Below are 15,150 nucleotides of genomic sequence, written 5' to 3'. Positions count from 1 at the left end.
AGCGGTACACCCGATACAGGTGATGAAACTCAACTGAATATTTTGGTCACAGCATCAGATGGACAAGGGGGAACACAAACTGATGGGTTTGACTTAGATATTACTCCTGCACCTGTAGTCAACAATGACCCCACCTTAGTTTCTCCCATCGCTGACCAAACTGCTCAGACCAAAGAATTATACAGTCTGGACATCAGTGACTATTTCAATGACCCTGATGGCGATGCTCTCACCTTCTCCGCTACAGGTTTACCCAAAGGATTAAACCTGAATCCGGACACGGGTGTAATTAGTGGCACTCCCCGCAATAAAGCTATCGGCACTAACCCGATTACTCTCACCGCTAATGACGGTAATGGCGGAGAAATCAGTGATGTCTTTGACTTAACAGTCAATCGGGGAACGACGAATAACGGCAATGCTAAACCTAAAGTCAACTTCAAAAATGATTTGTTGTTCTTCAAGGGGAACTCTCAAGCCAGTAACCTCCTGTTCTCGCTCACCGGGAACAACTCACCCTTTGTCAGTGAAGTTGGCATTTTTGAAGTGGATAACCGGGCTGGGAAGGTTAACGGAATTAAACCCGGAGAAACGGATTATCTAGAAGCTGCCTTGGATAGAGGCAAAGTTTTATTCTCCAGTTTGCCCAATAACTTTGCTGGCGATAACTTGACCCGGATTTTAGATGTGGAGCAAGTTTTCGGTGAAACCAACCCCAATCTAGGATTTTATCTGGTGCAAGACAACACAACAGATAATGTTCGAGCCGCATTAGACGCAGGACAAACACCAACAAATGTCTGGTTTAGTCTGCCCGGTGCTAATGCCAACAATACGGATTATTTTGAGGTATTGAATGGGGAGAGCAATCAATTTACTCTCAATTGGCAAAACCCAATGGCAGAGAGTAACGATAGTCTGACGCTAACGGTTGAACCGACAAATGAGTCTCCAGCGTTAGGGACTCAGTTACAAGGCGAACAAGAAATTATTGATTTACGCGGACAAACCAGTCCAGTAGACGCGAATTTTATCGAGGTTAAGAGTCATGCTGGGTTTGATAATTCCGTCGGATTGTATGTCATTGAAAATCAAGATGGCGCAGTGGAAGACCCCATGACAGGTCAATTGATTCACCCCGAAGACGAAGGGTATGCTCAAGCTGCCCTTGCTCAATCGGTGGTTAGCGATGTAAATCGGGGGACAGTGGAGTTTAACACCCAATTAGATGGAGGAAATCTGCTAGCACCTTTCATTATCGCTAATGGCACCAAGGCGGAATTGCTGGCTGAGAATCCCAATAATCAGTACCTGGGTTATGGAGAACCTATTGCCTACTTTTCCTACTTAGGCGCGAATCCTGATAAAGTTGACCATATTCGCCTACTTGGTGATAACACCTTTGGCTTTGAGGATTTACATGGAGGGGGTGATCAAGATTTTAATGATTTCACCTTCCAGATTGATTTAACAATTGGTTGATTCTTTTGCATCGAAGTTTGAGGGCGACCCGATTTTATTGAAGGTAGTGGAGTTGTTAATTGATGCAGGCGGGTCGCCCCTACACACCTACTACTGGCTCGGCACAGCTAAAATTGTGGATTAGATTTGTCGATTTTATGGGCGCACGCCATGCGCCCCTACAGTGGGATAGGTGGTAGGTTGGGTTAACGACTGTTACCCAACAGGATATAGGGCTAAAGCTAGGACTATTTGTTAGTTTTATCAAAAAGTAAATCGTCAATTTTAAGAACAAATTTACCTCAAAAAAATTATCGTAATTCTCTGTTCCCCCGTTTCCCATTCCCGACTTCCGAGTTTCATCGGCTTTGACAAAAGAATTAACCGTTTTTTAGGATTGAAGGGTTAACTGCTCCTTAACCTAACATGGCACGAGTACGCTCTAAGTCAGATCTACCGACCAAAATCTGCCCCGTCTGCGAACGTCCTTTCACTTGGCGCAAAAAATGGGCGAAATGCTGGGATAATGTGAAGTTCTGCTCGGAACGCTGTCGCCGACGCAAATCCTAAGCCAATTAAGCCAATTAACTGTAAAGGAGTTCGTGAATTCAATGCAACCCAAATTAATTATTCATGGTGGTGCCGGAAGCGCCCTGAAAACCAAAGACGCCACCCAAGCAGTGCGCGATTCGCTTTATAAAATACTTGATGATGTCTATGCCCTGTTATCATCGGGTGCAAACGCCCGTGAAGCGGTGATTCGAGGCTGTCAACTCCTAGAAGATGAACCCCGCTACAATGCCGGAACGGGTTCGGTATTACAATCTGATGGACAGATTCGCATGAGTGCGTCACTGATGGATGGTAAACCTCAACGCTTTAGTGGAGTGATTAATGTCTCGCGGATTAAAAATCCTATCCATTTGGCGAAGATTTTGCAAGATTGTCCCGATCGCATCCTCTCGGATTTGGGGGCGGCGGAATTGGTGCGGGAAGTGAATGCACCCATTTATAACCCCTTGACTGAGAAGCGCTTACAGGAATGGTTACAGGATAGACAGGACAACTTTGAACGGACGATGGCGGATGTCGTCAGCGAACCGGAAGTCCTTTCCTCGGAAGCCGGACGTGGCACAATTGGAGTTGTGGCGTTAGATAGTCAGGGCGGCTTAGCGGCGGGTACATCCACCGGGGGTAAGGGATTTGAACGCATTGGTCGAGTCAGCGATTCGGCAATGCCTGCGGGGAATTACGCCAACTTAAACGCCGGGGTAAGCTGTACCGGGATTGGGGAAGATATCATTGATGAATGCTTCGCCGCACGGGTGGTGGTGCGCGTCACCGACGGTTTATCCTTAGCCGATGCTATGGAACGTTCCATAAAAGAAGCAAAGGAGAATCGGCGGGATTTAGGTGCGATCGCGATTGATGCTAGGGGTGCGATCGCCTGCGGAAAAACCAGCCAAATTCTCCTTGCTGCTTACCATACCGGACACCAAAAGGGAGACACACTAGAAATGATTGAGGAGGTGCAAACGGTATAGCAGAGGTCATCCTTTATCAATAGGCTCAATCAACCAATCTCGCGGGTTGCCTGGATGGGGACAGTATTTCTGGGCAAGACGTGCTGTTCCATCCCAGCTTCCGGCTAATTATGGATGAATCAGCCTTTGTTTGGAGTTAACCACAACTAACGTAATACGCTTGTTTACCGTGTATTACGCTCTTGTCTGTAGTTTCACTGATCAACTCGCTTGAGTCAAGTTTTGTTTGCAAATCTTTATTTAGTCATTCGTCATTCGTCATTCGTCATTCGTCATTCGTCATTCGTCATTCGTCATTCGTCATTTGTCATTTGTCATTCGTCATTTGTCATTGGTAAGGGTTTGAGGCTTGTTTACTTGCACAAGCGTGGGCGTGCTGTTTTCTTTTGTCCGACCACTTAGTCCATTCCCCACCAACTATGACGTTTTCCCTTAAATTTGCTATTCTCAAAAAGGCTAATATTATCACGGTTATATTGTTTTTATTTTGGCATTTGCAAAAATCAATTAAATCCATTTTGCAAATGTATTTTACGTTATATTCCTTTCTTTTCTGTGATTTGGCAACAGGAGTGGTATACTCTCAGGAAGATTAACTTTTATACAGATAAAAATCTGTCTACTATTAACAAATGATCCCTCAAGTTACAGTAATCGATCACCCATTCGTACAGCACAAGCTAACCCTTATGCGTCAGGCTGACACCAGTACAGCTAAATTTCGTCAACTGATGAAAGAAGTTGGCGGCTTGCTAGCTTACGAGGTAACGCGGGACTTACCGCTTAAATACGCACCGATTAAAACACCTCTGGCTCCCATGCACGCTCCCATGCTGGCTTCAGATAAGAAAATGGTGATTGTTTCGATTATGCGGGCAGGGCAAGGGCTGGTTGATGGTATCTTAGAATTGATCCCTTCCGCCCGCTTGGGGCATATTGGCTTGTATCGCGATCCAACGACTCGGATTCCGATTGAATATTATTGCAAACTGCCTCATGATATTGAACACCGAGACATCTTGGTTGTTGATCCCATGGTGGCTACAGGGAATACAGCCGTAGCCGCCGTGGATCGGGTGAAGGATTTTATCCCCTTGTCCATTAAATTTTTGTGCTTGCTAGCTGCACCAGAGGGAATCGCGAATTTCCATGATCATCATCCGGAAGTCCCTTTGTATACCGCCGCGATTGATGAAAGCTTAGACGAGCATGGTTATATTTTGCCCGGACTTGGGGATGCAGGCGATCGCCTGTTTGGGACAAAATAGCAGTAAGCTTTGTGTTGCAATTGATATCTGTCATGAATCGCACCATTTCAGTGAAACAGCTTTCAGTAGAAGAAATTAGCGCCGAACGCTTTCAACCCTTCGGTCAATTAATCACGCCGACAGCCGATGATAAACCCTATGATGCAACAGATGCCCAATTAGTTCTGCACAACGGTACTCCCCGCTTTTACATCATGCGCTTGTATCACAGAGGTCGCAAATTTCACACAATCACGCGCCATCAGCACTGTACCCAATGTTTGGGTTCTCTAGAAGGGAAAGACTGGTGGATGGCGGTTGCACCTGCTTGTGAACATGAACAACCCGCGATCGATGACATTAAAGTTTTCCGGATTCCGGGAAACTGCTTCATCAAGTTAGAACTAGGAACGTGGCACGCGGGTCCTTATTTTGAACATGATTTTGTCGATTTCTATAATTTGGAACTGAGTGACACAAATGAGGTTGACCACTTTACCCATGATTTCCTGAAAAGTCACAATTTAGAGTTGGAAATTGTTTGACGTATCACCTCAATAAAATTATCACTTTTTAGGAAATGGAAGACAGTGCGATCGCTGTGCTATAATCGGACTCTATTCCATCTATTTATACTGAAACGGGAGCAATAAAATGAGGTTTATTAGTCCCAAGGTCGATTACGCCTTTAAAAAAATATTTGGTTCCGAACAAAGCCAAGAGATTTTAATCAGTTTTCTCAATGCAATAATTTATAACGAAGAAAAAATCATTCAATCCCTAACAATTGTTAATCCCTATAATCCGGGTCAGGTGATGACCTTAAAAGAAACTTATTTAGATGTCAAAGCCGTTTTAGCGGATGGGTCGATTGTGGTCATTGAAATGCAAATAGCGCCAATGACTGCCTTTAACAAGCGGGTAGCTTATAACTTGGCAAAAGCCTATAGTAACCAGTTAAAAACAGGCGATGATTATCCTTTCCTGAATCCAGCAATTGCCGTAACAATTACTGATTTTATCTTGTTTGCCAACACAGCTCAGGTAATTAACCAATTTGTCTTTCAAGAGAAAACCCAAAAATTTGAACTTCTAGATAGTGAATTAAAGCTAATTTTTGTCGAACTTCCCAAATTCAATAAAACCTTGTCTGAACTACAGAGTTTAACCGATAAATGGATTTATTTCCTGAAAGAAGCAGCGAGTTTGGAGAGTGTCCCTGATAATTTAGGGGAAGTTTCAGAGATAGAACTTGCTTTAAACCTTGCCAATCAAGCCACAATGACGGTAGAAGAGTTGGATGTGGTTGATCGGCGAGGCATGATGTTGCAAGATGAAAAAGGACGGCTGGCTTATGCTGAAGAAAAAGGCAAAGAAAAAGGGAAAGAAGAAGGGAAAGAAGAAGGGCGACTAGAACAGACCAAAACTCTATTAGGGCGTCTAATACTGAAGCGTTTTGGCGAAATTCCGTTGGCAATCAGCCGCAAAATTGAAGAATTACCGTTGAGTGATTTGGAACGGTTAACTGAGGAAATTTTCGATTTTCAAAGTTTACCCGATTTAGCCAGTTGGTTGGAGGATCGCCAGTAGATTGGTGGAAATAAACTGAACTTTAAGTTCTGTGAATATGCCTCAAACCCTTACAAATGAAGTAGCTTGCTTCTTTTCGGGCAGCGAGTATGACGAATGACGAATGACAAAGGACAAAGGACGAAGCGCCCCTCAATCTGAGCAAAAATGGTAGGATGATCATAAAAATGCCGCCCTCAACGGTGGTTTATCATGGGTTAGCCGTTAGCCACTGGGACTCGTGCCTGGGACTCGTGCAAGATTGCCTGTGAACGCTGACTCCCCTATTCATGCCCTTAGTCTTGAGTGTCTAACCTTAACCCTAGACCAAGCGCGATTAGACGTATCCCTCTCCTGCTATGTTAAAAAACTTACTTGGCGATCCAAATACCCGCAAACTTAAACGATACCAACCATTCGTTGCTGATATCAACGTTCTGGAAGAAGATATCCGATCGCTCTCCGATGAACAACTCCAAGGGAAAACCGCAGAATTCAAGCAGCAGCTTGAAGGGGCGACAACCGATCGCGAGCGAGAAGAACTGTTAGAGGATCTCCTACCCGAAGCCTTTGCAGTTGTGCGGGAAGCCGCATGGCGGGTTCTGGGAATGCGCCATTTTGATGTGCAGCTATTAGGTGGTGTTGTGCTGCACCGGGGAGAAATCGCGGAGATGAAAACGGGTGAAGGGAAAACCCTGGTATCCACCCTCCCAGCTTATCTCAATGCTCTAAGTGGCAAAGGGGTACATATCGTTACCGTCAACGATTACCTGGCACGCCGGGACGCGGAATGGATGGGACAGGTACACCGCTTCTTAGGATTAACGGTAGGACTGATTCAGTCAGGGATGGGTCCTGCGGAACGACAGCGCAACTATGCCTGTGATATTACCTACGCCACAAACAGCGAGTTGGGCTTCGACTACCTGCGGGACAATATGGCAACCTCAATGAATGAGGTGGTGCAGCGTCCCTTCAATTACTGCATCATTGACGAAGTAGACTCGGTACTCATTGACGAAGCCCGCACCCCGCTGATTATTTCCGGACAAGTGGAACGTCCCACCCAGAACTATATGAAAGCGGCTCAAATCGCGAAAATGCTGCAGCCGGAGGAGCATTATGAGGTTGATGAAAAAGCGCGTAATGTCATCCTCACCGATGAAGGCTTTATCGAGGCGGAAAAACTCCTAGAGGTTGGAGATTTGTATGACCCGGAAAATCCCTGGGCTCATTATATCTTTAACGCGATTAAGGCAAAGGAACTGTTTACCAATGACGTAAACTATATCGTGCGTAATGACGAAGTGGTCATCGTCGATGAGTTTACCGGACGGGTCTTACAAGGACGGCGTTGGAGTGATGGACTGCACCAGGCGATTGAGGCAAAAGAAGGTGTCGAGATTCAAAAAGAAACCCAAACCCTAGCGACAATTACCTATCAAAATTTCTTTTTGCTTTATCCCAAGCTAGCCGGGATGACCGGAACAGCCAAAACAGAAGAAGCCGAATTTGAAAAAATCTATAACCTACAAGTCACGATTATCCCCACCAATAAGCCCCCCGGACGGCGGGATATGTCGGATGTAGTGTATAAAACTGAGGAAGCCAAATGGAAAGCGGTGGCACGAGAATGTGCGGACATGCATGAGCAAGGACGCCCAGTATTGGTGGGTACAACCAGTGTGGAAAAATCAGAAGTGCTTTCGCGTTTGTTAAGCCAATTGGACGTTCCCCATAATCTGCTCAATGCCCGACCCGAGAACGTGGAACGGGAATCCGAAATTGTGGCACAAGCGGGGCGCAAAGGGGCGGTGACGATCGCGACGAACATGGCAGGACGTGGTACCGATATTATCTTAGGGGGTAATGCAGATTATATGTCGCGGCTGAAAGTGCGGGAATATTTCATGCCTAAGATTGTCATCCCCGAAGAAGAAGATTCCTTTGCGGCTATGGCAGGAGGGGGTGGGCAACGCTCCCAAGCCCAAGGGTTTGCGCCAGGGAAAAAGGTGAAAACTTGGAAGGTAAGTCCGCAGATTTACCCGACTCAGTTGTCTCCGGAAACCGAGCAAAAGCTGATTGAGGCGGTGAAGTTTGCGGTGCAGCAGTATGGGGAACGCAGTCTACCGGAATTAGAAGCCGAAGAAAAAATAGCGATCGCGGCGGAAAATGCCCCGACGGATGACCCAGTGATTCAAAAGCTGCGGGAGGTTTGTCGGGCGGTGCGAAAGGAATATGAAGCCTTTACTCATAAAGAACATGATGAGGTAATCTACACCGAGCCTATCGGCGGATTGCACGTCATTGGTACCGAACGCCACGAATCTCGCCGGATTGATAACCAACTCCGGGGACGGGCAGGACGCCAAGGTGACCCGGGTTCGACGAAGTTTTTCCTCAGTTTAGAGGATAACTTGCTGCGAATCTTCGGGGGCGATCGCGTGGCGGGGATGATGAATGCGTTCCGGGTAGAGGAAGATATGCCTATTGAATCGGGAATGCTGACTCGTTCCTTAGAAGGGGCGCAGAAAAAAGTGGAAACTTTCTACTATGACACCCGGAAACAGGTATTTGAATATGACGAGGTGATGAATAATCAGCGGCGGGCAATTTATGCTGAACGTCGTCGGGTGTTAGAAGGATTAGATCTTAAAGAACAAGTCATCCAATATGCGGAGAAGACGATGGATGATATTGTTGAGGCGTATGTCAACCCGGATTTGCCACCAGAGGAATGGGATATAGCTAGCTTGGTGTCCAAAGTGCAAGAGTTTGTCTATTTACTGCAAGATCTCAAGCCCGAACATCTCGATGATATGACAGTGACGGAGATTAAAACCTTCTTGCATGAAGAAGTCCGTAAAGCTTATGACATTAAAGAAGCCCAAATCGATCAAATTCAACCGGGATTGATGCGACAAGCCGAACGGTTCTTCATCTTGCAGCAGATTGATACCCTGTGGCGGGAGCATTTACAATCAATGGATGCGTTGCGTGAGTCGGTCGGGTTACGGGGGTATGGACAGAAAGACCCACTGATTGAGTATAAGCAAGAAGGCTATGAAACCTTCTTGGAAATGATGATTGACATTCGTCGCAATGTGGTGTACTCACTGTTCCAATTCCAGCCGCAAGTGCAACCGCAAGCCGTTTAATTCGTTGTCATTTCTTCTTTGTCCTTGGTCAGTCGGTGTTAATCAGATCCCCGACTTCTTGAAGAAGTCGGGGATCTGTTGGAGTATTGTTTACATTCATTAAGAATACGGAAAATAGCGGCAATATGCGGTAATCTACACATAGATAGTGTTCCTGACGACAAAGAAGACTTGATAACAGATGAGAGCGAGTGTCATTACATCATTTTGTGCAAGGCTGTATGGAATGAGAAGAGCAAAGCGCAAGAGGTCAAAACTCATTAGTGAGCTTCAGTCAAATGGAGACAATGAGACTTGTTGAAAAGCATGTAATTCGGAAAGGAAGCTGGGAATGGAAAGAGATTGATAGCTTGGCATTTAAGTCTAAAAATCTCTACAACCGAGCTAATTACGAAATTCGTCAACACTTCTTTGAAACCAATCAAGTTCTCTGTTACAACGAAATGGCGTCTCGGATGCAGGCAGAAGAATCGTATTGCGAATTGCCCCGCAAAGTCTCTCAGCAAGTTCTTCGTTGTTTAGATAGAAATTGGAAGGCGTGGAAAGAGGCGGATAAAGCTTACAAGAAAAACCCTTCCAAGTTCCTGGGAAAGCCTAGACTCCCTAAATATAAAGACAAGGAGAAGGGGCGCAATCTCTTGGTTTACACCATCCAGGCTATTAGCTCCAAAGAGCTGAAGAAGGGATGGGTGAAACCATCGGGAACAAACCTGATGATTTCTTGTAATCAGCAAAATATCAATGAGGTGAGAATTGTTCCCCGTCTTAACTACTACGTGGTTGAGATAATTTATGAACAATCCGTTGAACAACTGGTAGACGGTGAAGCCGTAGCAGGTGTAGATATTGGTCTTAACAACTTAGCGGCTGTAACTTCAAATCAAAAAGGCTTTAAACCTTTCCTGATTAATGGCAGACCCGTTAAAGCCGTTAATAATTTCTATAACAAAAAGAAAGCTGAGCTTCAGTCTCGTCTCAAGGAAAACAGGAAAACATCTAACAGGATTCAGCGCTTGTCAACTAAGCGAGGATTCAAGATAGATGACTATCTCCATAAGTCCAGCCGTTTCATTATTGATCGATTAGTTGAGAAGAATATCTCAACTCTTGTAATCGGAAAAAATGAGAACTGGAAGCAGGAACTCAATATGGGTAAAGCCAATAATCAAAACTTCACTAGCGTTCCTCATTCTAGATTCATTGAGATGTTGACTTACAAGGCTCAGTTGGTTGGCATTAAGGTTGTCATCACCGAAGAATCCTACACTTCGCTTGCCAGTTTCTTAGACGGAGATCCTCTTCCTGTTTACGGAACAGCAGAAGCCAAAACCGCAAAGTTTAGCGGTCGTCGCCTTAAGCGCGGGTTGTACAAATCAAAAAACGGCGTTAAGTTTAACGCCGACACAAATGGAAGTTACAACATTATCCGCAAAGCAGTCCCAGATGCTTTCTGCAATGGGATAGAGGGTGTAGTAGTTCACCCAGTTAAGATTACTCTTACAAACTAATTTCCGTATTTTTCCGTGAAATTAGGAACTATACTGAACAATATAGTATTCCCCATTTAAAAATGACTTCCCAAACACCATCAATTCAATTTTTTGAAGGACTTCCTGAAGAACTGAGCAATGTTAGCTTGCGGCGAAATCGGAGTTCGGGCGTGCGTTCAGTATTAATGAGTTTCGATTCCTTAAAAGCGATAGAAAAATTCCAGAGTTATACTAAACGATTCGCCAACGCCTTGCTTTTAATTGATGAAGAAGGGCAGATTAGTGTGGAACCCTCATCGGTTAAATTTATATTCAGTGGTCCAGAAGGCGATGATTTGAGGCGCGTAGACTGCGAATTTGAAATCGAGCGCCAAGATCACTGGGATCGGTTCATGCGCTTTATGCAACGCTATGCCGAAGCCAATGGTATGGCTTACGGTGATACTCAACAAGCACAGGGAGCAGAGTAAGTTAATCGTGAAAATTGCTATTACTGGAGCAACCGGATTTATTGGTTCTCGCTTAGTCAAGCGTCTGCTTGAGTTAAAGCATCAACCGATGATTTTAACCCGAAACCGAGCCAAAGCCACTCGGCTGTTTCCTGATTTAGAGATTGTCGGCTATACTCCCACCGAATCGGGATCTTGGCAAGACGCGATCGCAGGATGTGATGGAGTGGTAAACTTAGCTGGGGAACCCATCGGTGAGCATCGTTGGACATCGGAACGGAAACAAGCCATTCTCGATAGCCGCCAACTGGGAACCGGGCGAATTGTTGAAGCAATCAGCCAAGCGCAATCCAAACCCAGCGTATTAGTAAATACGTCGGCTATTGGCTATTACGGGACTAGCGAAACAGCAACATTTGACGAAACCAGTCCCCCCGGAGATGATTTCCTCGCCCAAGTCTGTCAGGCTTGGGAAGCGGAAGCCCAAAAGGTTAAAGAGGCTGGGGTGCGGTTGGTTATCCTCCGGTTTGGCATCGTTTTAGGAGAGGGTGGCGCCCTAGCGAAAATGTTACCTCCATTTCAACTATTTGCTGGAGGTCCAATTGGTAGTGGGCGTCAGTGGTTCTCGTGGATTCACCGAGAGGATTTGGTGAACTTGATTATCAATGCACTCACCCGCAATGACATGGAAGGGGTTTTCAATGCTACAGCACCCAACCCAGTGCGGATGGCGGAGTTTTGTCAGACGTTGGGAGATGTGATGAATCGTCCCTCCTGGTTACCCGTTCCCAGCATTGCCCTAGAAGCGTTATTGGGAGAGGGGGCTAAGGTGGTGCTAGAGGGTCAAAAGGTGTTACCTAAGCGGACAACTAGCAGTGGTTTTAACTATGACTATGCCAATGTCAAACCTGCGTTAGCTGATATTGTGACTTCTAATTGAGTATTCAACCGGACATAAGTAGGTTGGTGGAAATAAACTCAACTAGATCAAGTTATATTAACAAGCCTCAAACCCTTACAAATGACGAATGACGAATGACAAATGACGATCTCTACCATTAACTTTAATTTTCCCCACCTACTTAACATAATATGACCCAGCAGCAAACCCAGCGCCCCTTACGTCGGGGTCGAATATTTCCTCAACATACAATACCGCCGCAAGAACTGGCAAGACGGAAAGCGGAACGAAACGCACGGTATCAACGCTGTTTCCCGGTTTTTGAACGAGTCCGGGATGAGTTAATGAGTGATTACTATAACTGGTTTATACTGATTGAGCCAAATAGTGGGGACTATTTTATTGATGCTGATGAAGATAAAGCGGTGGAAAAAGCGCGTAAAAAGTATCCGACTGGCTGGCTAATGACATTCCGAATTAATCAGACGGGAGCCTGCGGCATGATATGATTTCTGGCAGATTTGGCAATATTGGTGAGCTTTTTTCTTCACTATTGCCTATTGCCTATTGCCTATTCCCTGGCGCGTAGCGCTATATCGATGGATTGGGGTGGCTGCTGATTGAACGAAATCGAGCCATGCGGACAGCACAAGGACAGGATGTGTTTGACTTGTATGAGGGAACGGTGAGTTTTGATGGGGTTGAATACAGGATTCCTGTTCATGTTGGGGAGGAAATTCCTGATGTTTTGCTGGGGTTACAGTGGCTGGGAATGATGCGGTTAGTCGTAGATGCGCCAGTGGGAGTGTTAACGTTAGAGCATCGGCGGAGTAATGGCAGTTAGGGCGATGTTGGGTATTGGTTTGTAAGCTTTATTCGGTGGGGGTTTAGCGTTCAAGTTCCATCTGGGCAAAGTGTTCCATCAGCATTCGGTGGATGAAGATGTAGCCGCCGCCAACTTTTTGGAGGAAGATGCGATCTGCGGCATAGTCGAGGAAGTGGGCATAGTTCCAGGGAATAGCACCACTGTGCCAAAGGACAAGGCGCAGAGATAGATGTTTGAGCAAAGGTAAATAACTCAAGCAAGCCAAAAAGCCAAGAATACAAGAAATGAATCGATAGTATGTGGCTGGCCTCTGGAAGGCTATGATAGAAGAAAGACAGAAAAGTATTGAACTTAAAAATGCAGTTTTTGAAGCTTCTTTTACGCGATAGTTCGGAGCTAGCGAATCTTCTATTTTTTCTGCTGTCAAAACATTAAATAAGCTTATAAACACAGAAAAAATGAATGACATCAATCCTGGAATAAATGTCAATATTTTTAAAGATAGCTTGATTAACAAGCCTCCTTTTATTTTAATCATATCTCCATACAGTATCACAAATAGAAGAATATAATTCGAGTTTTGATTGGAATCTATTGATTCGTTGATTTCATTAGAAACTGCTATAGAGCGTTTAATTAGAAACTTAAAATATTTTTTTGAATTGCTGCCCAACCTTTGCATACCAATTGCATATGCTAATTCTCCGAAAAGTATATGAATTGGTATGATAATCGGCAATAGCAATATCTTCCACATCCACTCGGACATCAATAAAGCGTGTCCTAGCGAATGTTGCAAAACTTTATCTTTCAAATCTCTCAGTGAAGGGGCTTTTAATCGAAATCTTGAAGAGAGATCGATGTCATGAAGAATAGGTATGTTATCTTGAAACTCTCTTGGTAGCTTCTTCCTGAATAGACAACAAAAAACTTGAACCATGGGATACATTATTAATCGGCGAGCATCAGCTTTGGACTCAGTAGATAAAATAAATCCAAACCATGAGCCGAATAGTAAGATGCGATTAGAAATAGATGACCATGATATTGAATGTTCAGGCAAGAACCATTGCAAAATAACAATCGTAGCAATAGTTCCAGCAGTCACTAAATTCATTATGACAAGTAAAACCCAATATTGCCATTGACGAAATTTATTTTTCAGATAACGAGGCTGCATTCCTTCAATGAAAAATACAGTTTGCGACTCCTGAAGCATTCTCTGTGCTAGCCAACTCAGCCAATGCTTTGTTTGAAATTTTGAATATCTCTGTTCACCCTTTGAACGATTAGGGCGATGAAACATTTTCTCAATGTAATCATCAAATAGCTGCTTACGCCGTTCTTCTGCCATCTCAGTTTTTGGCAAATCCTCAACCGCAACTCCCTGGTAAGCCAGAGTCATAATATTGAGCATCAAAGGAGATTGGGCTAACTCTTGCAATACTGTATCCTCTACAATTAATTTCCTCAAACCTGCCAAGTCAGTACCGACACTATCCAAGTAATGACCAACTTGTTCTAAAGTTAGCAATCTTATATAAACTGCACTTTGAAAATTCAGACGATTAGATAAGGCTTCATAGTCTTTAATCCGACTGCACACCACTAATTCTGCCCCATAATTCTGATGAAATGTGTTCAACGCCGCAATACAGTCATCTCGATACTCCTTCTTCAGTTCATCCAAACCATCCAGTAATGGAACCAGTTGCTGTTGTGTTACCCAGGTTTGCCCAATTTCCTGGGGAATTTTATACTTAAGATTGAGTTCCTCTACTAACCAATCCGCTATCGTTTCTCGTTTATTTGCCCAAGAGGAGAGGTTAAATACAACAGGAATCAGCCGATTAATGTCTTGTTCCGCACGGGCAATTAAATCGCGGGTGAGTTCCAGTAACGTTGTGGTTTTTCCTGACCCAGGTTCCCCTAGAATTAGTAGCGTTCGACCTATGCCGATTTGGTCAAATATATCGATAATTTTAGTTCCATCGGGGAGAGGTTGAGGCGAGGAGTCATCTGTCTCTATAATGACATTCCAAGGATTAGTAATTGCATCGGGGCGTTCCTCCAATCCCAACTCAATCATCACCTGATTGTAGAGGGAGTTTTCTAGAACTACTTTGACCCAAAAGTTGTTGACTTGATTGAGTAACGCCTGACGATTGCGGTATTCTTGCCGAGTTAATTGAGTTCCGACAACAGCTTCCTGTTGATGAAAAAAATTCCAGACGTTGTTAATCTGACTGTTATTTCCTTGAATGGCTTGGTTTCCGTCTCCCTGAATTACACTATTTCTATCTCCCTGGATATTTCGGTTACTTTCTCTGTGAATAACACGGTTACTATCCCCTTGGACAGTTGATATACAGCGCTTCGCGCTGCTATGAGGTACAGTAACAACAATGAGCAAACCAATTTCTTAAATGTTTAGGATTGATTAAATCAAGAGCTACAGCCAAAATTTTATCAATCATAGAACTGGTAGTAGGAGTAAAGCCCAGC

14 protein-coding genes are annotated in these 15,150 nt (G+C 44.5%); 13 read left to right on the top strand and 1 reads right to left on the bottom strand.

All coding sequences use genetic code 11. The features are described 5' to 3' along the window. The 13 genes from RIG27_RS02060 to RIG27_RS02000 form a co-directional block, all read left to right on the top strand. Window positions 1–1,482 (top strand): putative Ig domain-containing protein (locus RIG27_RS02060; RefSeq protein WP_446341949.1); only part of this gene is annotated, 1,482 nt, incomplete at its 5' end. Window positions 1,483–1,887: 405 nt separating this feature from the next. After that, window positions 1,888–2,031, top strand: coding sequence for a DUF2256 domain-containing protein (locus tag RIG27_RS02055; protein ID WP_446341947.1), 144 nt, complete (start codon window positions 1,888–1,890; stop codon window positions 2,029–2,031). A gap of 41 nt (window positions 2,032–2,072) precedes the next feature. Further along, the gene (locus RIG27_RS02050) at window positions 2,073–3,005 is read left to right on the top strand and encodes an isoaspartyl peptidase/L-asparaginase (RefSeq protein ID WP_446341945.1); all 933 of its coding nucleotides are present in this window, start codon (window positions 2,073–2,075) and stop codon (window positions 3,003–3,005) included. Window positions 3,006–3,227: 222 nt separating this feature from the next. Further along, window positions 3,228–3,407 carry a hypothetical protein gene (locus RIG27_RS02045; protein ID WP_446341943.1) on the top strand — a complete coding sequence of 60 codons (180 nt, stop codon included), beginning with the start codon at window positions 3,228–3,230 and terminating at the stop codon, window positions 3,405–3,407. Between the two features lie 230 nt (window positions 3,408–3,637). Continuing rightward, entirely contained in the window at window positions 3,638–4,273 is a 636-nt protein-coding gene (gene upp, locus RIG27_RS02040; protein ID WP_446341941.1) for a uracil phosphoribosyltransferase, read from the top strand. 32 nt (window positions 4,274–4,305) lie between these two features. Continuing rightward, entirely contained in the window at window positions 4,306–4,797 is a 492-nt protein-coding gene (locus RIG27_RS02035; RefSeq protein ID WP_446341939.1) for an ureidoglycolate lyase, read from the top strand. 109 nt (window positions 4,798–4,906) lie between these two features. Then, on the top strand, window positions 4,907–5,842 hold the full coding sequence (locus RIG27_RS02030) for an Rpn family recombination-promoting nuclease/putative transposase (protein ID WP_446341937.1): 936 nt from the start codon (window positions 4,907–4,909) through the stop codon (window positions 5,840–5,842). A 338-nt stretch (window positions 5,843–6,180) separates the two neighbouring features. After that, window positions 6,181–8,979 (top strand): preprotein translocase subunit SecA, encoded by a 2,799-nt coding sequence (secA, locus tag RIG27_RS02025; RefSeq protein WP_446341935.1) that lies wholly within the window; start codon window positions 6,181–6,183, stop codon window positions 8,977–8,979. A gap of 287 nt (window positions 8,980–9,266) precedes the next feature. After that, window positions 9,267–10,487, top strand: a complete 1,221-nt coding sequence (locus RIG27_RS02020) for an RNA-guided endonuclease InsQ/TnpB family protein (RefSeq protein WP_446341933.1) — start codon at window positions 9,267–9,269, stop codon at window positions 10,485–10,487. A 62-nt stretch (window positions 10,488–10,549) separates the two neighbouring features. Continuing rightward, complete coding sequence (gene psb28, locus RIG27_RS02015; protein ID WP_446341931.1) at window positions 10,550–10,939, top strand: photosystem II reaction center protein Psb28; 390 nt, start codon at window positions 10,550–10,552, stop codon at window positions 10,937–10,939. Between the two features lie 7 nt (window positions 10,940–10,946). Next, window positions 10,947–11,858, top strand: a complete 912-nt coding sequence (gene thyD, locus RIG27_RS02010) for a thylakoid membrane protein ThyD (protein WP_446341929.1) — start codon at window positions 10,947–10,949, stop codon at window positions 11,856–11,858. Window positions 11,859–12,010: 152 nt separating this feature from the next. Beyond that, window positions 12,011–12,328 carry a hypothetical protein gene (locus RIG27_RS02005; protein WP_446341927.1) on the top strand — a complete coding sequence of 106 codons (318 nt, stop codon included), beginning with the start codon at window positions 12,011–12,013 and terminating at the stop codon, window positions 12,326–12,328. Window positions 12,329–12,456: 128 nt separating this feature from the next. Beyond that, window positions 12,457–12,663: a hypothetical protein gene (locus RIG27_RS02000; protein ID WP_446341925.1), complete on the top strand. Its 207-nt coding sequence runs from the start codon at window positions 12,457–12,459 to the stop codon at window positions 12,661–12,663. A 43-nt stretch (window positions 12,664–12,706) separates the two neighbouring features. Here the strand turns inward: RIG27_RS02000 and RIG27_RS01995 are convergent, their stop codons facing one another. Further along, window positions 12,707–15,058 (bottom strand): NACHT domain-containing protein, encoded by a 2,352-nt coding sequence (locus RIG27_RS01995; RefSeq protein WP_446341923.1) that lies wholly within the window; start codon window positions 15,056–15,058, stop codon window positions 12,707–12,709. Between the last annotated feature and the right edge of the window lie 92 nt (window positions 15,059–15,150).

The organism is Coleofasciculus sp. F4-SAH-05, from assembly GCF_040222985.1.
In the GTDB taxonomy this organism is placed as follows: domain Bacteria; phylum Cyanobacteriota; class Cyanobacteriia; order Cyanobacteriales; family Coleofasciculaceae; genus Coleofasciculus; species Coleofasciculus chthonoplastes.
This window is presented reverse-complemented; position numbering and strand designations above follow the sequence as displayed.

What these genes read in the sequence shown, in the direction of transcription:
- RIG27_RS02055 (WP_446341947.1), top strand. Translation starts at nt 1,888, where the DNA reads ATGGCACGAGTACGCTCTAAGTCAGATCTACCGACCAAAATCTGCCCC.
- RIG27_RS02050 (WP_446341945.1), top strand. Translation starts at nt 2,073, where the DNA reads ATGCAACCCAAATTAATTATTCATGGTGGTGCCGGAAGCGCCCTGAAA.
- upp (WP_446341941.1), top strand. Translation starts at nt 3,638, where the DNA reads ATGATCCCTCAAGTTACAGTAATCGATCACCCATTCGTACAGCACAAG.
- RIG27_RS02035 (WP_446341939.1), top strand. Translation starts at nt 4,306, where the DNA reads ATGAATCGCACCATTTCAGTGAAACAGCTTTCAGTAGAAGAAATTAGC.
- RIG27_RS02030 (WP_446341937.1), top strand. Translation starts at nt 4,907, where the DNA reads ATGAGGTTTATTAGTCCCAAGGTCGATTACGCCTTTAAAAAAATATTT.
- secA (WP_446341935.1), top strand. Translation starts at nt 6,181, where the DNA reads ATGTTAAAAAACTTACTTGGCGATCCAAATACCCGCAAACTTAAACGA.
- RIG27_RS02020 (WP_446341933.1), top strand. Translation starts at nt 9,267, where the DNA reads ATGAGACTTGTTGAAAAGCATGTAATTCGGAAAGGAAGCTGGGAATGG.
- psb28 (WP_446341931.1), top strand. Translation starts at nt 10,550, where the DNA reads ATGACTTCCCAAACACCATCAATTCAATTTTTTGAAGGACTTCCTGAA.
- RIG27_RS02005 (WP_446341927.1), top strand. Translation starts at nt 12,011, where the DNA reads ATGACCCAGCAGCAAACCCAGCGCCCCTTACGTCGGGGTCGAATATTT.
- RIG27_RS02000 (WP_446341925.1), top strand. Translation starts at nt 12,457, where the DNA reads ATGCGGACAGCACAAGGACAGGATGTGTTTGACTTGTATGAGGGAACG.